The following is a 19,754-nucleotide window of genomic DNA, read 5'->3' on the forward strand; positions in this document are numbered from 1 at the left end:
ACGCGTACGGCTGGGAGGCAGGATGTCGGAGACCGGTACGGCGGCCCGCGAGGACGCCGGACGGCACGCGCTGCGGCGCACGCTCGGCTTCCGTGACCTGGTGGTCTACGGGCTGCTGTTCATCGCGCCGATGGCGCCGGTCGGCGTGTTCGGCACGCTGGACGCGAAGTCGCACGGCGCGGTGGCGCTGGTGTACCTGGTGGCGACGGTGGCGATGGCGTTCACGGCGTTCAGCTACGCGCAGATGGTGCGGGTGGTGCCGCAGGCGGGGTCGGTGTTCGCGTACGCGCGGGCGGGGCTCGGCAAGGGCGCCGGGTTCGTCGCGGGGTGGATGGCGATGCTGGACTACGTCCTCATCCCGGCGGTGGCCTACCTGTTCTCCGGCATCGCGATGAACGAGCTGGTCCCCGGGGTGTCGCGGTGGGTGTGGACGGCGCTGGCGGTGCTGGTGACGACCCTGCTGAACCTGTGGGGGGTACGGGCGGCGGCCCGGGTGGGCTTCGCGGTGCTGGCCATGGAGATCGTGGTGCTGCTGGTGTTCGTGGTCTCGGCGGTCGTGGTGCTGGCGCGGGACGGGGCCGAGCGGGGCTGGCTGTCGCCGCTGTCCGGGGACGGCTCGCAGGGCGCGTTCGCGCTGTCCGCGGTGGTGGGGGCGGTGTCGGTGGCGGTCCTGTCGTACCTGGGCTTCGACGCGATCGCGGCGTTCGCGGAGGAGGTCACCGGGGGGTCGGCGAAGGTGGCCCGCGCGCTGCTGTTCTGCCTGGCGCTGGCGGGCGTGCTGTTCGTCGCCCAGACGTACCTGGCGGCCCTGCTGGCGCCCATGTCGTCGGCGGAGCTGGCGGCGGCGCCGGAGGGCCAGGGGTCGGCGTTCTACGACGCGGTGGACGCGTCGGTGGGGACGTGGCTGCACGATCTGGTGGCGGTGAGCAAGGCGATCGGGGCGGCGTTCGCGGCGCTGGCCGGGCAGGCGGCGGCCGGGCGGCTGCTGTTCGCGATGGCCCGGGACCGGCGGCTGCCGCGGGTCCTGTCCCGTACGTACGCGGGCGTGCCCCGGGTGGCGCTGCTGGTGGCGGCGGTGATCACGCTGGTCGCGGCGGTGTGGGCGGCCCGGCGGGACGACGGCATGGACCACCTGGTGTCGGTGGTCGACATCGGCGCCCTGACGGCGTTCACGCTGCTGCACGCGAGCGTGGTGGGCTGGTTCGCGGTACGCCGCCGGGAGGGCGCGGTGAGCTGGTGGCGCCATCTGCTGGTCCCGGCGATCGGCGCGGCGATCACGGTCGCCGTGATCGTGGAGGCGTCGGCCACGGCCCAGGTGGTGGGCCTGATCTGGCTGGCGGTGGGGCTGATCGTGCTGGTGGCCCAGCGGAACCGGGTCGAGGGCTAGCGCCTCGCCCGGCAAGGGCACGCGCGGTGCTGCGGCACCACCCACGCGCGCGTGCCCGGCCGGCCCGGCACGCGCGCGTGCCGGGCCGACTCCGGGCCGGACGGCCGGGGCGGGCCGGACGGTCTGGGGCGCCCCCCGAATGTCGGCGCGTCGCCCGCGCGCCTGCCCCAGGGGCTCGCAGCGCCGGGGCCCGTCGTCGGCGCCCCCGCGCGCGTGCCCCGCGCTCGGGGAGCCGGGGCGTCTTCGCCGGACGGTGCCCGGCGTCGTTGTCGGTGGGGGCGGTTACGCTCGCGGCATGGCGGTGAACACGAGTCCTGAGGCGGCCCTGCCCGTGGGTGAGGTCTCCCGGCTGATCGGGGGCTGGATCGACCGGCTCGGCGCGGTGTGGGTCGAGGGGCAGATCACGCAGCTCTCCCGGCGGCCCGGCGCGGGCGTGGTGTTCCTGACGCTGCGCGATCCGTCGTACGACATCTCGGTGAGCGTCACCTGCTACCGGCAGGTGTTCGACGCGGTGGCCGACGTGGTCGGCGAGGGCGCCCGCGTCGTCGTGCACGCCAAGCCGGAGTGGTACGCGCCGCGCGGCCAGTTGTCGCTGCGCGCCGCCGAGATCCGCCCGGTCGGGGTCGGTGAGCTGCTCGCCCGGCTGGAGCAGCTCAAGAAGGCCCTCGCGCGGGAGGGCCTGTTCGCGCCGGAGCGCAAGAAGCCGCTGCCGTTCCTGCCCCGGCTGGTCGGCCTGGTGTGCGGGCGGGCCTCGGCGGCCGAGCGGGACGTGCTGGAGAACGCCCGGCACCGGTGGCCCGCCGTCCGTTTCGAGGTGCGCAATGTCGCCGTGCAGGGCGTGCACGCCGTGCCGCAGGTCGTCCAGGCCGTGAAGGAGCTGGACGCGATGGACGAGGTGGACGTGATCGTCGTGGCGCGCGGCGGCGGCAGCGTGGAGGACCTGCTGCCGTTCTCCGACGAGCAGGTGGTGCGGACGGTGGCGGAGTGCCGTACGCCCGTGGTGTCCGCGATCGGCCACGAGCCCGACAACCCCCTCCTGGACCACGTGGCCGACCTGCGGGCGTCCACGCCGACCGACGCGGCGAAGAAGGTCGTCCCGGACGTCGGCGAGGAGTACGAGCGGGTGCGGCTGCTGCGGGACCGGGCGCGGCGGTGTGTGGCGGCGTTCGTGGAGCGGGAGGAGCGGGGGCTGGCCCACGCGCTGGCCCGCCCCTCGATGGAGGACCCGCACCGGATGATCGAGGAGCGGGCCGGGCAGGTGACCGCCCTGCTCGACCGGAGCCGGCGCACGCTCCGGCACCACCTGGACCGGGCCGACTCCGAGCTGACGCACACGCACGCGCGCGTGGTGGCCCTGTCCCCCGCCGCGACCCTGAAGCGGGGCTACGCGGTGCTCCAGCGGGCCGACGGCCACGCCGTCCGGGACCCCGCCGAGGTGGCACCGGGCGAGTCGCTGCGGGCCCGGGTCGCCGAGGGCGACTTCTCCGTGTCGGTCGACGCATAGGGTGAGGGAATGACCAGCGAGGTGGAGCAGACGGCGGCCCGTGCCGAGGCGCTCGGCTACGAGCAGGCCCGGGACGAGCTGATCGAGGTGGTACGGAAGCTGGAGGCGGGCGGCACGACGCTGGAGGAGTCCCTCGCCCTGTGGGAGCGCGGCGAGGAACTGGCGAAGGTCTGCCGGCAGCGGCTGGACGGCGCCCGCGCCCGCCTGGACGCCGCCCTCGCCGAGGATGCCGGGGACGGCGAGGAGCGGGCTCAGTAGCGGGCGGTCACTTCTCGGCGAGTGTGTGGGCGACGAGCGCGTTGGCGTGGCCGTGGCCCAGCCCGTGCTCGGTCTTGAGCCAGGTGACGAGTTCGCCGTGCCGGGTGAGCGGGGAGGAGCGGATCAGCTCCTTCCACTCCGCTATGGGACGGCCGTACTTCTGCTCGATGGAGGGGAAGTAGCTCGCGGGGCCCTTCACGGTGTTGCCGCTGGTCATGGTGGCCGGTTCCTTCGGGTGCGGGGTGCGTTGTCACCGTTTTCGACCGGCGGACCGGCGTGAAGTGATCGCCGGGCGGATGTGATCCGCGTCACTCGACCGTGAGTGAGGTGAAGGCGGGCCAGTGTCCGCTCCGGTCGTCGTCGCGTACGTCGAGGGCGAAGCCGCCCGCCCCCTCCGCCTCGTCCCGCCGGTGCGCCCGCAGCAGCGCGCAGGGCCGGCCGTCGACGGAGACCCGGACCTGCGCGGGCGTGACGGTGACGGCGAGGCCGTGCCCGGCGGCGGGGTCCAGACGGCAGCTCCGGACCCGTCCCTGCCCGGCGAGGCGGGCCGCGCCGCGGCCGACGGTCAGCTTGACAGGGTGTCCGCTGCCGGCCCGCACGGTGATGCCCGCGCCGGTGCCGGGCCCGCGCAGCCCGCTCACGGCGGCCCGCAGCCGGTACGAGGTCCAGTCCGCGGTGGCCACCGGCCGGTGCCCGGCCCAGATGTAGCGGTGGCCGGGCGGATAGGGGCCCTTCCCGGTGAGCGCGCCGACGCCGGTCCCGGCCATGTCGTCGGGGAACTCCCAGTCGCCCGCCCGCTCCAGCGGCCGGCCCGCGGCACCGGGCGCGACCGGCGCCTGGCGGGCGATGCTGCGCAGCAGGGCGGCGGCGGTGGTGCCCCGGGTGACCGCCGTGCGCTGCACCTGTCCGGCCGCCGCCGCCCGCGGGCCCGGGGGCAGCGGGCGGCGGGCGCTGTTGGTGAGCGCGGCGGTGAACCGCTCCCGCAGCACCGCGTCGAGCACCCGGGCGTCCGTGCCGTCCGTCGCCTCCGAGAACGGGTGGGCGAACAGTTCCGGCCGGGGCAGCCCGTGCGCGGTGACCGCCCGGACCGACCGGTCGAGGTCGGCGGCGATCCGGCGCCGGTACTCCCGTACGGTCTCCCGGCGCCGCTCGGCCGCCAGCCAGAGGCGGTGGCCGAACACCGACGCGCGGTGCCCGGTGGCGTCCACGGGGGCGCGGTCGTGGCCGTCGTCGGTGTGCGTCTGGAAGTCCCAGCGGCCGGATTCGGCCATCCGTCCGATCTCCGGCCAGGTCAGGTAGTAGGGCCGGTGGGTGCCGACCCGGCCGGTGATCAGGAAGGCCGCCGCCCGCATCCCGTACCGCCGGAGGATCGGGTCGGCGTGCACCCACAGGCCGTGGGCGCCGTCGTCGAAGGTGAGGTAGACGCTGCGCGGCGCGGGGGCCCGGCCGGTGCGCAGGTACGCGGTGAACTCCCGGGTCGACAGGGTGCGGTAGCCGGCCTCGCGCAGGGCGCGCAGGTGGGTGTCGAGGCGCCGCGGGGAGACGGTGAACCGGCCGTGCCGCTCGTCGCCGACGTCGTGGTAGGCGAGGACGACCGGCGGCGCGGCGGCCGGGGCGGCGACACGCGGCACCGGGGCGGCGCCCGCCGCCGGGGCGGGGGCCTGGGCGGCGACGGCGCGGTGCAGCGCGTCGTACCGCCAGGCGAGCGTGAAGGGCAGCGCGACGACGGCGACGCAGAGCAGCCCCAGCGCACCCCGCACCAGCGCGCGACGCCGGGGCCCGGCCCCGGTCCGCCGCCCCCTCACAGCGCGTGCCCCCGGGTGATGACGAACACGTAGAGCAGCGCGATCGCGGCGGCGGTGGCCGCGACGGCGAGCACACGGACCGGCCCGCGCAGCGGCGCTCCCACGCGGCGCCCCTCGGCCCCGGCGACGGCATCCTCACACGGCCCGGCACTCCCCCGGCCCCCCACCGCACCCTCTCCCCCGGCACAGGGCGTTCCCATGCGCCGCTCCCCGGTCCCGGCGACGGCGTCCCCGCCCGGCCCGGCACTCCCCCGGCCCCCCACGGCACCGTCTCCCCCGGCACACGGCGTTCTCATGCGGCGCTCCTCGTCCAGACGTTCCGGCGCAGGGTGAGCAGGGCGTACGGCAGCAGCCAGGCCAGTACGCAGCAGGAAAGCAGGCTCATCAGGGGGCGGCAGCGCCAGGCGCGGTCGGCGGGGTGGTCCAGCCGGTAGGCGAGGCCCCAGACGCAGCCCTTGAGGACGACCCCGCCCAGGTAGAGCAGGGTGAGCAGCCCGGCCAGGTGCAGCGGGGCCCACACCAGATGGCGGGCGACCAGGACGGGGGCGGCGAGCACCCACAGGGCGTGGGCGTAGTAGAGCGCGGCGGCGGCCGGGCCCCGGCGCCACATGAACCGGCCGGTGAAGAACAGGTTCCGGACGAAGCTCTTCTTCCAGCGGATCTGCTGGCGCAGGAAGGAGCCGGGCCGGGACGGCACCCGCGTCCAGACCCGGGCGGACCGGCTGTAGCCGACCTCCCACCTCCGCTCGGGGTAGTCGTGGTCGCGGACGAAGGGCGAGTCGGCGTACCGGCGTTTGAGGGCGCGGCCGAGCCACTTCTGGCCCAGCACGTACCCGGTGAGCTGGCGGTCGGTGGCGAAGCGGAAGGGCGCGCCGAGGAAGCGGTCCCCGGCCCAGGCGGGCAGGTAGTTCCAGACCGCCTCGCGGCGGAACGCGGCGAGCGGCCCGGACACGCAGCACACCGACCCGAACGCGGCCTCCGCGGCCTTGGTGATCCGGAACTGGCCCTCGTACCAGACGTCCTGGACGCGGGCGAGCAGCCCGGCGTCCGCGTTGAGCGCGCGGCAGTGGCCGCTGACCGCGCCCAGTTCGGGGTGGCGGACCATGGCGTCGACGCAGGCGCCGACAGCGTCCGGGGCGATGACGCAGTCGGAGTCGGTGAACACCAGTACGTCGCCGTCGGCCCGTTCGCAGGCGCGCACCAGCGCGGCCTTCTTGCCGAGGTTGCGCTCCAGGCGGATCAGGGTGACCGGCAGTTCGCCGGCGAGCCGCCCGAGGACCTCGGCGGTGCCGTCGTCGGAGGCGTCGTCGACCACGACGATCTGTACGTCCGGGTGGTCGGCGGCGGCCATGGAGCGCACGCAGGTCTCGATGTGGGCGCGTTCGTTGCGCACGGCGAGCAGGAAGCTGACCCGGGGCCGGGCGGGCAGCGGCGGGAAGGCGGCGAGGTCGCGCGGGCGCCGGCGCAGCAGCCGTACGGCGGGGTCGTCGTAGCGGCTGTAGGCGGTGTGCAGGAGGGCGATGGTGGCGGTGAGGACGGTCAGCCCGTAGAGCACGGGCAGATCGAAGCCGTACGGGAGGCGGACCGTGCGGCGGGCCAGCAGGAACAGCAGGGGCAGCAGCGCGACGAGGGTGAGCAGGCTCACCACGCCCCGGCGGACGTCGGTGTCCAGGGCGTCCAGCCGCTCGCGCAGGGCGCGGGCCCCCGGCCGGGCGGGGCGGGCGTTCACGAGGTCGGACACACCGTCATATAGACCTGACGATCCGATCGGCCGCCCTCCCGACACGCGGGCACGCGGGGATCGGCGGGGCGGCCTTCACCCCGGCGGGGGTGTACGACGGGTCGCGCGCCCCTCCCGCCACCGGCACCCGCCCCCGTTCTAGTTGAATCTTGAACTTCCCTGGCGTACGGTCGGAGACGTCAACGGACCTCCGCGCACCGCGCGGACCGTCCGACGCACGTACCGAGAAAGATCACGCATGTCTCTCGTTCTTGACCCCGCCGCCCAGGACCTGCTCTTCCGCGAGGCCCGGACCGCCAACACCTTCACCGACGAGCCGGTGACCGACGAGCAGGTGCAGGCGATCTACGACCTGGTCAAGTACGGCCCGACCGCCTTCAACCAGTCCCCGCTGCGCATCACGCTGGTCCGCTCCCCCGAGGCCCGCGAGCGCCTGGTGCGGCACATGGCCGAGGGCAACCGGCCCAAGACCGCCACCGCCCCGCTGGTCGCGATCCTCTCCGCGGACAACGAGTTCCACGAGGAACTGCCGCAGCTCTTCCCGCACTTCCCGCAGGCCAAGGACGCCTTCTTCAGCGAGCGCGTGGTCCGCGAGAACGCCGCCGCGATGAACGCCACCCTCCAGGCCGGGTACTTCCTCATCGGCGTGCGCGCCGCGGGGCTGGCCGCCGGGCCGATGACCGGGTTCGACTTCGAGGGCGTCCGCAAGGAGTTCCTCGACGACGACCACACCCCGCTGATGATCGTCAACATCGGCAAGCCGGGCCCCGACGCCTGGTTCCCGCGCTCCCCGCGTCTGGCGTACGACCAGGTCGTCACCACCGTCTGAGCCACCGCCGCGGCGGCGTCCGCACGCGTACCGGGGCCCCCGCCCGCGCGGGGGCCTCTCCGCGTGCCAGGCCGTCTCCGTGCCGGGCCGTCTCCGTGTCAGGCCGTCTCCGTGTCAGGCCGTCTCCGTGTCAGGCCATCTTCAGCGCCGCCGCCATCTTCTCCAGGCGCGCGAAGGACGCGGTGCCGGAGACGACGGTGGTCGCGCCCTTCACCCCGCCGGTGTCCTTCAGCACCAGGGCGTCGTACCGGCCGCCCTCGTACCGGGTCCAGGTCCGGCCGCCGATCTCCTCGGTCACCTCGGTGGCCTTCGCGCCCTGACTGGCCTCCTCGATGAACGCGGCCGGCTTCCCGGTCGACTGCTGGACCTGCACGTAGTCGCCGTCGGAGGTGTGGAAGCCCAGGTGCCAGGTGTCGGAATCGGCGCCCTGGTAGCGCACCGAGGTCGGCTTCCAGTCCGCGGCCAGCCCCTCGGGCGCGGCCACCGGGTACGGGGCGGCGCGGCGGGCGGTGAGCAGCTCGACCCGGTAGTCGACCCGCCGCAGCTCCGGCTCGCCGTCGTCGTGCGGAACGAAGGCCCACATGACCAGTCCCGCGACGATGGTCACGCCCAGGGAGTAGATCATGCTCCGGGCCGTCTTCTGCTTGCCTTGCGTACCTGCCACGCCCTCCATCGTCGCAGGTCCCCGCAGCGCTCATCCGTGGGGTCCCCTGCTCATTCTGCCGGTGTGACGATAGAGTCGGCGGTACACCCTCATCCGGCCGTCGTCGTACAGAAAGGTGCGCTCCGATGACCGAGCATCATCATCTGCCGTCCGAGCTGGACGTCCCCGCCGAGGCCCCCGACCGCAACCTCGCCATGGAACTGGTCCGCGTGACCGAGGCCGCGGCGATGGCCGCCGGCCGCTGGGTCGGGCGCGGCGACAAGAACGGTGCCGACGGCGCCGCCGTCCGTGCCATGCGGACCCTCGTCCAGACCGTGTCGATGAACGGCGTCGTCGTCATCGGCGAAGGGGAGAAGGACGAGGCCCCGATGCTCTTCAACGGGGAGCGCGTGGGCGACGGGACCGGCGCCGAGGTCGACATCGCCGTCGACCCGATCGACGGGACCACGCTGACCGCCAAGGGCATGACCAACGCGATCGCGGTGCTGGCCGCGGCCGAGCGGGGCTCGATGTTCGACCCGTCGGCCGTCTTCTACATGGACAAGCTGGTCACCGGGCCCGAGGCCGCCGACTTCGTGGACATCAACGCCCCGGTGCCGGTGAACATCCGCCGGGTCGCCAAGGCCAAGCGGTCCACGCCCGAGGACGTCACGGTCGTCATCCTGGACCGGCCCCGGCACCAGGGCCTGATCGAGGAGGTCCGGGAGACCGGCGCCCGCATCAAGCTGATCTCGGACGGCGACGTGGCCGGCTCCATCCTCGCCCTGCGCGAGGGCACCGGCGTCGACCTGCTGCTGGGCATCGGCGGCACCCCCGAGGGCATCATCTCGGCCTGCGCGGTGAAGTGCCTGGGCGGCACCATCCAGGGCAAGCTGTGGCCCAAGGACGAGGCGGAGCGGCAGCGGGCGCTGGACGCGGGGCACGACCTGGACCGGGTGCTGACCACGGAGGACCTGGTCACCGGGGAGAACGTGTTCTTCGTGGCGACCGGCATCACCGACGGCGAGCTGCTGCGCGGGGTCCGCTACCGGTCGGAGACGGCCACCACCGACTCGATCGTGATGCGGTCCAAGTCGGGGACGGTCCGGCGGATCAACTCCGAGCACCGGCTGAGCAAGCTGCGGGCGTACAGCGCGATCGACTTCGACCGGGCGAAGTGACGCCGCCCCGGCCGTCCCGGCCGTCCCGCCGGGCATGACAAGAGGCACCCCTTGTGCGGAGGGGTGCCTCTTTTCTGTCGCTCACGGCTAGCCGGCCGCCGCTATCTGTCCCGCCGCCCGGGCCGTCTTCTTCAGCTCCAGGTCGCGCCGGCGCCGGCGGGCCAGCACCACGCGGCGCTCGGCGGCGGTGAGGCCGCCCCAGACGCCGTAGGGCTCGGGCTGGAGCAGGGCGTGCTCGCGGCACTCGACCATGACCGGACAGCGCGCGCAGACCCGCTTCGCCGCCTCCTCGCGGGAGAGCCGGGCCGCGGTGGGTTCCTTGGAGGGTGCGAAGAACAGGCCGGCCTCGTCACGCCGGCACACCGCCTCGGTGTGCCAGGGGGCGTCTTGGTCCCTGTCTCGCGCCGGTACCCGCTGGGCCGGAACGGCGGCTACCTGCAGGGACGAACGCGGCGGTTGCAGCACGGTCTACTCCTGACGACGGCTTCGCGAGCGAGAGACGATGCAGCAAGCCCTACCCGCTGTACGCGCGCCTATGCACTGCGTCCCGATTCCCCCGATTCACGTTCACATTCGTCAACGGTCACAGATGCTTGCGCAAACTCCGGTCCACCTTGCGCTGCACCCGGTCGAGGATGTCCGCGACCAGCTTGCCGCGCTTGGGCCGCGCCTCCACACTGCCCAGGACCGCCCACCCGTCCACGTAGACGACGGGCGCCCCGGCGTCGGCCGAGTCGGAGGTGTCCACCTCGAAGGAGCCGAGCACGCCGCCGCCGGTGCCGCGCAGCGTCACGTTCTCCGGGACGCGGACCTCGACGCTGCCGAAGACGGAGACCGCCTTCACCACGACCTGCTCGTACTCGAAGAGCGCCTCGCTCAGATCGATCTCGACGCTGCCGAAGACCGCGTACGCGTGGATACGGCGGCCCGCGCGCCAGCGGCCCCTGCGGACGGCGCTGCTGAACACCGCGACCACGTTGTCGTCGGCGCCGGCGGGTATCGCGCCGGCCGGGGCGCGCGGCGGCACGGTGTGCGGCGTCCGGGGCCGGTGACCGGCGGGCAGGTCCCGGACGAACACGTCCAGCTCCCCGACGGTCTTGGCGGCCAGCACGCCCTCGACGCGCTCGGCGTGCTCCTCGGCGGTCAGCCGCCCCTCGGCGAGGGCCTCGCGCAGCATGTCGGCGATGCGATCGCGGTCGGCGTCCGAGGCGCGCAGCTCGGTGACGGGGGTGGGCGCGTCCTGCTGGGCGTGCTGGTGAAGGTCCACGGCAGCAGCGTACCCAAACGCGATAGATCGCGACCAGAGGGCGGGGCCCATGAACTGAGCCCAACCTCACAAGTTCCCCCTCACCGGCAGGTTCTACGCTGGTGAGCGCTGTGGGCGCGGCCAAAGGAGGCCGGCGGCCGTCTGTCGAGTGAGGAATGGGCGAGATGCCTGAGTTCGCGTACACCGATCTGCTCCCCATGGGAGAGGACACCACCCCGTACCGGCTGGTGACCTCCGAGGGTGTCTCCACCTTCGAGGCCGACGGGCGGACCTTCCTCAAGGTGGAGCCGGAGGCGCTGCGCAAGCTGGCCGAGGAGGCCATCCACGACATCCAGCACTACCTGCGCCCCGCGCACCTGGCGCAGCTCCGGCGGATCGTCGACGACCCCGAGGCGTCGGCCAACGACAAGTTCGTCGCCCTGGACCTGCTGAAGAACGCCAACATCGCGGCGGCGGGCGTCCTGCCGATGTGCCAGGACACCGGCACGGCGATCGTCATGGGCAAGCGCGGGCAGAACGTGCTCACGGCGGGCCGCGACGAGGAGGCGCTGAGCCGGGGCATCTACGACGCCTACACCAAGCTCAACCTGCGGTACTCGCAGATGGCCCCGCTCACCATGTGGGAGGAGAAGAACACCGGCTCCAACCTCCCGGCGCAGATCGAGCTGTACGCCACCGACGGCGGCGCGTACAAGTTCCTGTTCATGGCGAAGGGCGGCGGCTCGGCCAACAAGTCGTTCCTGTACCAGGAGACCAAGGCCGTGCTGAACGAGTCCTCCATGATGAAGTTCCTGGAGGAGAAGATCCGTTCGCTGGGCACGGCCGCCTGCCCGCCGTACCACCTGGCGATCGTCGTGGGCGGCACGTCGGCGGAGTACGCGCTGAAGACCGCGAAGTACGCCTCCGCGCACTACCTGGACGAGATCCCCGCCGAGGGCTCGCCGCTCGGGCACGGGTTCCGGGACAAGGAGCTGGAGGAGAAGGTCTTCGAGCTGACGCAGAAGATCGGCATCGGCGCGCAGTTCGGCGGCAAGTACTTCTGCCACGACGTGCGCGTAGTGCGGCTGCCCCGGCACGGCGCGTCCTGCCCGGTCGCCATCGCGGTGTCCTGCTCGGCCGACCGGCAGGCCGTCGCGAAGATCACCGCCGAGGGCGTCTTCCTGGAGCGGTTGGAGACGGACCCGGCGCGCTTCCTGCCCGACACCACCGACGAGCACCTGGAGTCGGACGGCGACGTCGTCCGGATCGACCTCAACCAGCCGATGGACGCGATCCTCGCCGAGCTGACCAAGTACCCGGTGAAGACCCGGCTGTCGCTGACCGGCCCGCTGGTCGTGGCGCGCGACATCGCGCACGCGAAGATCAAGGAGCGGCTGGACGCGGGCGAGGAGATGCCGCAGTACCTGAAGGACCACCCGGTGTACTACGCGGGCCCGGCGAAGACGCCGGAGGGCTACGCGTCGGGTTCCTTCGGGCCGACCACCGCCGGGCGGATGGACTCCTACGTCGAGCAGTTCCAGGCGGCGGGCGGCTCCAAGGTGATGCTCGCCAAGGGCAACCGCAGCAAGCAGGTCACCGACGCGTGTGCCGCGCACGGCGGCTTCTACCTCGGCTCCATCGGCGGGCCGGCCGCGCGGCTGGCGCAGGACTGCATCAAGAAGGTCGAGGTGCTCGAGTACGAGGAGCTGGGCATGGAGGCGGTCTGGAAGATCGAGGTGGAGGACTTCCCGGCGTTCGTGGTCGTCGACGACAAGGGCAACGACTTCTTCCAGGACCCGGCGCCGCAGCCGACGTTCACGACGATTCCGGTGCGGGGGCCGGGGCTGGCGTAGCGCCTTCCGGGGGCGGCGGGACGGGTTCTCGCCCCCGCCGCCCCTACCCGTCCCATCCCCAGGGGCTCCGCCCCTGCGACCCCACCGGGGCTGCGCGCCTCGGCCCCGCCAGGCTTCGCACCCTCGGCCCACCGGGGCCCCGCCCCGACCCCCGCCGGGGCTTCGTACCGTCGGCCCCGCTGGGGCCGCACGCCCCGGACGCCCGCCCGGGCTCCGCCCCCAACTTCACCGGGGGCCGCGCGCCTCGCCCCGCTGAGGGCTTCGCGCCCTCGACCCTGCCGGGGCTTCGCGCCGCCGGGGCCCCGCCACCGACCCCGCCAGGGCCACGCGCCCCGGACCCCCTCCGGTCCGGGCGGCCTCGGCCTACGCCGCCGGACGGGCCGGGGGTTGCCGGCGGACGAGGACAGGTCGAACCCGGCCGGCGGGTCACCCGTACGGCCCCGGGCAGGAACAACCGACCCCCGCCGTTCGCTGTACCCGGTATGAGCGAATACCGCATCGAGCACGACTCCATGGGCGAGGTCAGGGTTCCCGTCGACGCCAAGTGGCGGGCGCAGACCCAGCGGGCCGTCGAGAACTTCCCGGTGTCCGGGCAGCGCATCGAGCGCGCGCACATCGAGGCGCTGGCCCGGATCAAGGGGGCCGCGGCGAAGGTGAACGCGCGCCTGGGGGTGCTCGACCAGGACATCGCCGAGGCGATCCAGGAGGCGGCCGGCGAGGTCGCGGAGGGCAAGTGGGACGCGCACTTCCCGGTCGACGTGTTCCAGACGGGCTCGGGAACCTCCTCGAACATGAACGCCAACGAGGTGATCGCCACCCTGGCCACCGAGCGGCTCGGCCGGGACGTGCACCCCAACGACCATGTGAACGCCTCGCAGTCGTCCAACGACGTCTTCCCCTCCTCGATCCACATCGCCGCCACCGCCGCCGTCAGCCGCGACCTGATCCCCGCCCTGGACCACCTCGCGGCCTCGCTCGCCCGCAAGTCCGAGGAGTTCGCGGACGTGGTCAAGTCCGGGCGGACGCACCTGATGGACGCCACGCCCGTGACGCTGGGCCAGGAGTTCGGCGGGTACGCGGCCCAGGTGCGGTACGGCGTCGAGCGGCTGCGCGCCTCGCTGCCCCGGCTCGCCGAGCTGCCGCTGGGCGGCACCGCCGTCGGCACCGGGATCAACACCCCGCCCGGTTTCTCCGCCGCCGTCATCGAGGAGGTGGCCCGCGCGACCGGGCTGCCGCTCACCGAGGCCCGCGACCACTTCGAGGCGCAGGGCGCCCGGGACGGCATCGTGGAGACCAGCGGGCAGTTGCGGACCGTCGCGGTCGGCCTGACGAAGATCGCCAACGATCTGCGGTGGATGTCCTCCGGGCCCCGCACCGGCCTCGCGGAGATCGCCCTGCCCGACCTCCAGCCGGGCTCCTCGATCATGCCGGGCAAGGTCAACCCGGTCATCCCGGAGGCGGTGCTGATGGTCGCCGCCCAGGTCGTCGGCAACGACGCCACGGTGGCCACCGCGGGCGCCGCCGGCAACTTCGAGCTGAACGTGATGCTGCCGGTCATCGCCAAGAACGTCCTGGAGTCGATCCGGCTGCTCGCCAACGCCTCCCGGCTGCTCGCCGACCGCACCGTCGACGGCATCGTGGCGAACCGGGAACGGGCCCGGGAGTACGCCGAGTCCTCCCCGTCCGTGGTCACCCCGCTCAACAAGTACATCGGGTACGAGGAGGCCGCCAAGGTCGCCAAGAAGTCCCTCGCCGAGCGCAAGACGATCCGCGAGGTGGTCCTGGAGAGCGGGTACGTCGAGCGCGGCGACCTGACGGAGCAGCAGCTCGACGAGGCCCTGGACGTGCTGCGGATGACCCGTCCGTGACGAATGCCGCAGCGGCCTGTGCCAGGGGCACCTAATATCTGTCCATGGCAGACGGCGAAGCGGTGAGTGCGGCGGAACGAGCGGGCCCCCCGGCCGACTTCTGGGCGCCCGGCAGCCACATCCTGTGGCGGTACCGGCAGAACGGCGGTGCGCGGATACACATCGCGCGCCCCGTCACCGTCGTCCGGGACGACCCCGAACTGCTCGCGGTGTGGCTGGCGCCCGGCACCGAGTGCGTGCTGCCGGTGCTCGCCGACGGCACCCCCGTGCACCAGGAGCCGCTGGAGTCGCGGTACACCAAGCCGCGGACCGTGCGGCGCGGCCGGTGGTTCGGCACCGGGGTGCTGAAGCTGGCCCGGCCGGGCGAGCCGTGGTCGGTGTGGCTGTTCTGGGAGCCGGGCTGGCGGTTCAAGAACTGGTACGTGAACCTGGAGGAGCCGCTGACCCGCTGGGCGGGCGGCGTCGACTCCGAGGACCACTTCCTGGACCTGACCGTGCAGCCGGACCGGAGCTGGCTCTGGCGGGACGAGGACGAGTTCGCGCAGGCCCAGCGGGACGGGCTGATGAGCCCGGAGCTGGCCGGGCGGGTGCGGCGGGCCGGGCGGGCCGCGGTGGAGGCGGTCCGCGCCTGGGGACCGCCGTTCTCGGACGGCTGGCAGGACTGGCGCCCGGACCCGTCCTGGCAGGTACCGTCACTCCCGACGGACTGGGATCGCACGCCCGCGCGGGTCTCCTCGTGAGACCCTTGATGCGCCCCCGGGCGGGAAACGTAGGATCGTCCTCCGCAAGGGCGCGCGGCGGCAACGGGCGGGGCACGCGCTGAGCTTGACCGATCGTCACCGAGGGGCGGCTGGACGTGAGCGAGGGGTACGAGGGCAAAGCCGTTACGGGCCGCGGCCGGCCCGCCGGTGGCACAGGCAGAGCTGCTGACCACGCGGAGATTCCGTTCCTGGGGCACCGGTTCCGGGTATCGGGACTTCTGCGGGACGAACTGCACGCGCGGCGCGCAGTCGCGGACGGATGGATTCGACACGCGTGACGGAGCACCCGACCTCCTTCGAACGCCCCCAGTCGGGCGTCGCCCCCGCGGATCCCCGTGGGGCGCTCTTGCCTACCCCGACCGGTTCCGCCTTACCGGCACAGGGCCGCGCCGGGGACACCCCGACGCCGCCGGCCGCCGCGGGCCAGGACCCGGCCGGCGTCTCCGAGCACGCCCCGCTGGGCGCCGGGCACCCCGCCGAGCCCGGCGCGCACCGGACCCGGCCGGCGCCCGGCCCGGCGGCCGGTGCCGCCGAGCAGCCGGTGGCGGCGGAGCGCCGCAGCGGTCAGGGCCTGCCGCCCGGCCGGCCCACGCCGATGCGGCGGGACGGGGACCGGCTGCGGTTCGTCGGGGCGGCGACCCGGCGGATCGCCCGGGGCATGGACCTCGACGAGATCGTGATGGGGCTGTGCCGGGCCACCGTGCCCACCTTCGCCGACGCCATCCTGGTCTATCTGCGCGAGCCGCTGCCGGTCGGCGACGAGCGGCCCACCGGTCCCCTGGTGCTGCGGCTGCGGCGGACCGACCGGATACCGGCGGAGCGGGACACCGAGGGCGGGTTCATGCCGCCCGTCCAGCCCGAGCCGACCGAGCTGGACTCGGTCGGTGCCGAGCTGTGCGAGGTGCGGCCGGGCAGCGCGCTCGCGGAGGTGCTGCGCGGGGTGCGGCCGGTCTTCACGGACGCCCCGGCCGCCCGTGCCGCGCTGCCCGAACTCCTCGGTGACACCGCCGACTTCGCGCTGCCCGGCGGACAGCGGGCGATCCTCGCCCCGCTGCGGGGCCGGCGCCGGGTGATCGGGGCCGCGCTGTTCCTGCGCCGGCCCGAGCGGTTCGCCTTCGAGGCCGACGACCTGCTGGTGGCGGCCCAGTTGGCCACGCACAGCGCGCTCGGCATCGACAAGGCGGTGCTGTACGGCCGGGAGGCGTACATCGCCGACGAGCTGCAGCGCACGATGCTCCCGGAGAACCTGCCGCGCTGCACCGGCGTCCGGCTGGCCTCCCGGTACCTCCCGGCCGCCGAGACGGCCCGGGTCGGCGGCGACTGGTACGACGCGATCCCGCTGCCCGGCAGCCGGGTCGCCCTGGTCGTCGGCGATGTGATGGGCCACTCCATGACCTCGGCGGCGATCATGGGCCAGCTCCGCACCACCGCGCAGACCCTGGCCGGTCTGGACCTGCCGCCCCAGGAGGTCCTGCACCACCTCGACGAGCAGGCCCAGCGGCTGGGCACCGACCGCATGGCGACCTGCCTGTACGCGGTGTACGACCCGGTCTCGCACCGCATCACCATCGCCAACGCCGGCCATCCGCCGCCGGTGCTGCTGCACCTGGGCGGCCGGGCCGAGGTGCTGCGGGTGCCGCCGGGCGCCCCGATCGGCGTGGGCGGCGTGGACTTCGAGGCGGTGGAGCTGGACGCCCCGGCGGGCGCGACCCTGCTGCTCTACACCGACGGTCTGGTGGAGTCCCGGCTGCGCGACGTGTGGACCGGCATAGAGCAGTTGCGGGAGAAGCTCGCCGCGACCGCCCAGCTCACCGGCCCCGACCACCCGCCGCCGCTGGAGGCCCTCTGCGACGAGGTGCTGGACATGCTGGGGCCCGGTGACCGGGACGACGACATCGCGCTGCTGGCCGCCCGCTTCGACGGGATCGCGCCCAGCGACGTGGCGTACTGGTTCCTGGACCCGGAGGACGCCGCGCCCGGCAAGGCCCGGCGGCTGGCCCGGCACGCGCTGTCCCGCTGGGGCCTGGAGGAGCTGACCGACTCGGTGGAGCTGCTGGTCAGCGAGGTCGTCACCAACGCGGTGCGGTACGCCTCCCGGCCGGTGACGCTGCGGCTGCTGCGGACCGATGTGCTGCGCTGCGAGGTCGGCGACGACGTCCCGCAGTTGCCGCGGCTGCGGCAGGCGCGGGCCACCGACGAGGGCGGGCGCGGCCTGTACCTGGTGAACCGGCTGGCCCGGCGGTGGGGCGCGACCCGGCTGAGCACCGGCAAGGTGGTCTGGTTCGAGCTGAACCACACCTGAGCGCGGACGGCGAAGGGCGCCCGGTCGGCGACCGGGCGCCCTTCCTCGTGCCGTGGGGCCGCTAGCGGTTCTCCCGGTCCGGGAGGAGCGGTTCGTCGTCCGTCTCCTCGCCGGTCGCGGGCGGCGTCGTCGTCTCCTCGTCGGTGGGCGGGGCGGAGGTGGTCTCCTCGTCCGTGGGCGGGGCCGAGGTGGTCTCCTCGTCGGTCGGCGGGGCGGAGGTCGTCTCCTCGCGCGTCGGCGGGGCCGAGGTGGTCTCCTCCTTTGTGGGCGGAGCCGACGACTCCCGGGTCGGCGGGGCCGAGGTGGGGGGCCGGACCGCCGCGCCCTGGGTGGTCTCCAGGTCGAACTTGGTGACCTTGTCCATCACCCCGAAGGTGTACTCCGCCCAGATCGCCGCCGGGAACCCGCCGCCGTTGACGCGGTCCTCGCCGCCCGCCCCGTACATCGGGACCTGGCCGTGGGTCTTGGCGTCCTCGCCGAACAGGCCGACGGAGGTGACCAGGCCGGGCGTGTAGCCGGTGAACCAGGCCGACTTGTTGTTGTCGGAGGTACCGGTCTTGCCCGCCACCGCCTGGCCGTTGCGCAGCGGGTTCTCCCGTACCGACCGCCGCGCCGTACCGTCGTCGACCACGCCGGTGAGCACCGAGGTCACCGTGTCGGCGGCCTCGCGGCTGATCACCTGCCCGCCGACCGGGTCGGGCAGGTCGACCACGCGGGAGTTGTGCTCGACCGACTTCACCACGGCCGGGGTGACCTTCTTGCCGTGGTTGTCGAGGGTGGCGTAGACGCCGGCCATCTCCAGGGGGCTGGCGCCCATGCTGCCCAGGGTCTGGGCGGGCACGGCCTCCATGCCGTCGGTGTCCATGCCGAGCTTGCCGGCCACGTCGACCACCTCGTCCATGCCGACGTCGACGCCCATCTGCGCGAAGACGGAGTTCACCGACTTGTTCATGGCGGTCTGGACGGTGATCTGGCCGTAGTCGGCGTCGTCCTCGTTCTCGGGGGCGAAGCCGACCTTGGTGCCGTGGTCGACGACCGGCCGCTTGCTGGTGCCGTCGTACATGGTGTCCGCGGTGATCGGCCGGCCGTCCTGGGTCTCGGCGGCCTGGTCGACGGCGGCGGCGAGGATCACCGGCTTGAAGGTGGAGGCGGGCTGGTAGTCCTCGCGGGTGGCGTTGTTGACGTAGTGCTTGAAGTAGTCGACGCCGCCGTACATCGCCACGACCGCGCCGGTCTTGGGGTCGACGGAGACCGCGCCCGCCTGGACATCGGCGTCCACGTCCCGCTCGCCGGGGTCGAGCCTGCTGGTGAGCTGGGCCTTGACGGACTTCTCCAGCTCGGCCTGCTTCTTCTTGTCGATGTTCAGGGTGACGGTCCAGCCGCCGGCGTCGACCATGGCCTCGGCCTGCTTGAGGTCCTCGGCGGTGCCGTCGGCGACCAGTTGCCGCTGGAGCTGGGCGTTGGCGGCGTTCACCAGGTAGCCGGTCTGCCCCTTCATGCCGGGGGCGGCCTTGGGCTCCTTGGGCACCGGGAACTTCATGCCCTGCCGGTCGGAGGCGTCGAGCCAGTCCATGTCGACCATGTTGTCCAGCACGTAGTCCCAGCGTTCCCGGACCAGCTTCTTGCCGGTCTCGCTGGCGATCGCCCAGTCGTACTGGTTCGGCGCCTGCAGCAGCGCGGCCAGGTAGGCGCCCTGCTCGACGGTGAGGTCCGAGGCGTCGACGCGGTAGTACGCCTGGGCGGCGGCCTGGATGCCGTAGGCGCCGCGGCCGTAGTAGCTGGTGTTGATGTACCCGGCGAGGATGTAGTCCTTGGACTTCTCGCGGTCCAGCTTCAGGGAGATGACCAGTTCCTTCAGCTTGCGCGAGACGGTCTGGTCCTGGGTGAGGTAGTAGTTCTTGACGTACTGCTGGGTGATGGTCGAGCCGCCCTGCGCGCCCTTGCCGGAGACGGTGTTGAGCAGACCGCGGGCGGTGCCCTTGAAGTCGACGCCGGCGTCCTTGTAGAAGGTCTTGTTCTCGGCGGCGACGAAGGTGTGCTGGACGTCCTTGGGGATCTCCGCGAGGTCGACTATCTCGCGGTTGCGGTCGCCGTCGCGGGCCATGATCGAGCCGTCGCGGTACTTGTAGACGTTGCTCTGCAGCCGGGCGTCGGCGTTGCCCGCGGGGATGTCGATCATCATGTAGAGCACGATGAAGGCGCCCATGCCCAGCAGGCAGAGCCCGAAGAAGGTGCCGAGGATCTTCTTCCAGGTGAACAGCCGGCGTATCCGGCCCTTGCCGTCCGCGGGCGACGAACGGCGGCTTCTGGGCGCGGCGCGGTGTCCACCGCGCTGCCGCGCTCTTCTCTCTTCCGCTCGTCCCATGGGTCCGAATC

16 protein-coding genes are annotated in these 19,754 nt (G+C 73.5%); 9 read left to right on the top strand and 7 right to left on the bottom strand.

The features are described from left to right. The first annotated feature begins 22 nt into the window (after nucleotides 1–22). The 3 genes from IE316_RS20165 (at nucleotide 23) to IE316_RS20175 (ending at nucleotide 3,149) form a co-directional block, all read left to right on the top strand. A complete protein-coding gene (locus tag IE316_RS20165) occupies nucleotides 23–1,387 on the top strand; it encodes an APC family permease (protein WP_190205829.1) in 1,365 nt (454 codons plus the stop codon). Between the two features lie 295 nt (nucleotides 1,388–1,682). Then, complete coding sequence (xseA, locus tag IE316_RS20170) at nucleotides 1,683–2,891, top strand: exodeoxyribonuclease VII large subunit (protein WP_190205830.1); 1,209 nt, start codon at nucleotides 1,683–1,685, stop codon at nucleotides 2,889–2,891. A gap of 9 nt (nucleotides 2,892–2,900) precedes the next feature. Further along, a complete protein-coding gene (locus IE316_RS20175) occupies nucleotides 2,901–3,149 on the top strand; it encodes an exodeoxyribonuclease VII small subunit (protein ID WP_190205831.1) in 249 nt (82 codons plus the stop codon). A 7-nt stretch (nucleotides 3,150–3,156) separates the two neighbouring features. On the opposite strand, the gene IE316_RS20180 is transcribed toward IE316_RS20175, so the two are convergent. The 3 genes from IE316_RS20180 to IE316_RS20190 form a co-directional block, all read right to left on the bottom strand. Then, nucleotides 3,157–3,366 carry a DUF4287 domain-containing protein gene (locus IE316_RS20180; RefSeq protein ID WP_190205832.1) on the bottom strand — a complete coding sequence of 70 codons (210 nt, stop codon included), beginning with the start codon at nucleotides 3,364–3,366 and terminating at the stop codon, nucleotides 3,157–3,159. Nucleotides 3,367–3,457: 91 nt separating this feature from the next. Continuing rightward, the gene (locus IE316_RS20185) at nucleotides 3,458–4,909 is read right to left on the bottom strand and encodes a polysaccharide deacetylase family protein (RefSeq protein ID WP_229910483.1); all 1,452 of its coding nucleotides are present in this window, start codon (nucleotides 4,907–4,909) and stop codon (nucleotides 3,458–3,460) included. 337 nt (nucleotides 4,910–5,246) lie between these two features. Then, complete coding sequence (locus IE316_RS20190) at nucleotides 5,247–6,695, bottom strand: glycosyltransferase family 2 protein (RefSeq protein ID WP_190205834.1); 1,449 nt, start codon at nucleotides 6,693–6,695, stop codon at nucleotides 5,247–5,249. Nucleotides 6,696–6,933: 238 nt separating this feature from the next. On the opposite strand from IE316_RS20190, the gene IE316_RS20195 reads away from it, so the two are divergent. Next, on the top strand, nucleotides 6,934–7,524 hold the full coding sequence (locus tag IE316_RS20195; RefSeq protein ID WP_190205835.1) for a malonic semialdehyde reductase: 591 nt from the start codon (nucleotides 6,934–6,936) through the stop codon (nucleotides 7,522–7,524). A 130-nt stretch (nucleotides 7,525–7,654) separates the two neighbouring features. On the opposite strand, the gene IE316_RS20200 is transcribed toward IE316_RS20195, so the two are convergent. After that, nucleotides 7,655–8,188: a DUF4245 domain-containing protein gene (locus tag IE316_RS20200; protein WP_190205836.1), complete on the bottom strand. Its 534-nt coding sequence runs from the start codon at nucleotides 8,186–8,188 to the stop codon at nucleotides 7,655–7,657. Nucleotides 8,189–8,313: 125 nt separating this feature from the next. Here IE316_RS20200 and glpX point away from each other — a divergent pair, with 125 nt between their 5' ends. Further along, a complete protein-coding gene (gene glpX, locus IE316_RS20205) occupies nucleotides 8,314–9,348 on the top strand; it encodes a class II fructose-bisphosphatase (RefSeq protein ID WP_190205837.1) in 1,035 nt (344 codons plus the stop codon). Between the two features lie 87 nt (nucleotides 9,349–9,435). Here the strand turns inward: glpX and IE316_RS20210 are convergent, their stop codons facing one another. Then, entirely contained in the window at nucleotides 9,436–9,813 is a 378-nt protein-coding gene (locus IE316_RS20210) for a WhiB family transcriptional regulator (RefSeq protein WP_190205838.1), read from the bottom strand. Nucleotides 9,814–9,931: 118 nt separating this feature from the next. Then, nucleotides 9,932–10,615 carry a DUF1707 SHOCT-like domain-containing protein gene (locus IE316_RS20215; RefSeq protein WP_229910484.1) on the bottom strand — a complete coding sequence of 228 codons (684 nt, stop codon included), beginning with the start codon at nucleotides 10,613–10,615 and terminating at the stop codon, nucleotides 9,932–9,934. Nucleotides 10,616–10,779: 164 nt separating this feature from the next. Here IE316_RS20215 and IE316_RS20220 point away from each other — a divergent pair, with 164 nt between their 5' ends. From IE316_RS20220 to IE316_RS20235, 4 genes are all read left to right on the top strand, one after another. Then, nucleotides 10,780–12,447 carry a fumarate hydratase gene (locus tag IE316_RS20220; RefSeq protein WP_190205840.1) on the top strand — a complete coding sequence of 556 codons (1,668 nt, stop codon included), beginning with the start codon at nucleotides 10,780–10,782 and terminating at the stop codon, nucleotides 12,445–12,447. 482 nt (nucleotides 12,448–12,929) lie between these two features. Further along, nucleotides 12,930–14,315, top strand: coding sequence for a class II fumarate hydratase (locus IE316_RS20225; RefSeq protein ID WP_190205841.1), 1,386 nt, complete (start codon nucleotides 12,930–12,932; stop codon nucleotides 14,313–14,315). Between the two features lie 44 nt (nucleotides 14,316–14,359). Further along, nucleotides 14,360–15,055: a cytidylyl-2-hydroxypropylphosphonate hydrolase gene (fomD, locus tag IE316_RS20230; RefSeq protein ID WP_190205842.1), complete on the top strand. Its 696-nt coding sequence runs from the start codon at nucleotides 14,360–14,362 to the stop codon at nucleotides 15,053–15,055. Nucleotides 15,056–15,335: 280 nt separating this feature from the next. Continuing rightward, nucleotides 15,336–17,378 carry an ATP-binding SpoIIE family protein phosphatase gene (locus tag IE316_RS20235; RefSeq protein ID WP_190205843.1) on the top strand — a complete coding sequence of 681 codons (2,043 nt, stop codon included), beginning with the start codon at nucleotides 15,336–15,338 and terminating at the stop codon, nucleotides 17,376–17,378. Nucleotides 17,379–17,439: 61 nt separating this feature from the next. On the opposite strand, the gene IE316_RS20240 is transcribed toward IE316_RS20235, so the two are convergent. Next, the gene (locus IE316_RS20240; protein WP_190205844.1) at nucleotides 17,440–19,743 is read right to left on the bottom strand and encodes a transglycosylase domain-containing protein; all 2,304 of its coding nucleotides are present in this window, start codon (nucleotides 19,741–19,743) and stop codon (nucleotides 17,440–17,442) included. Nucleotides 19,744–19,754: the final 11 nt, after the last annotated feature.

Origin of the sequence: Streptomyces fumanus (assembly GCF_014655295.1) — a bacterium.
Taxonomy (GTDB): Bacteria; Actinomycetota; Actinomycetes; order Streptomycetales; family Streptomycetaceae; genus Streptomyces; species Streptomyces fumanus.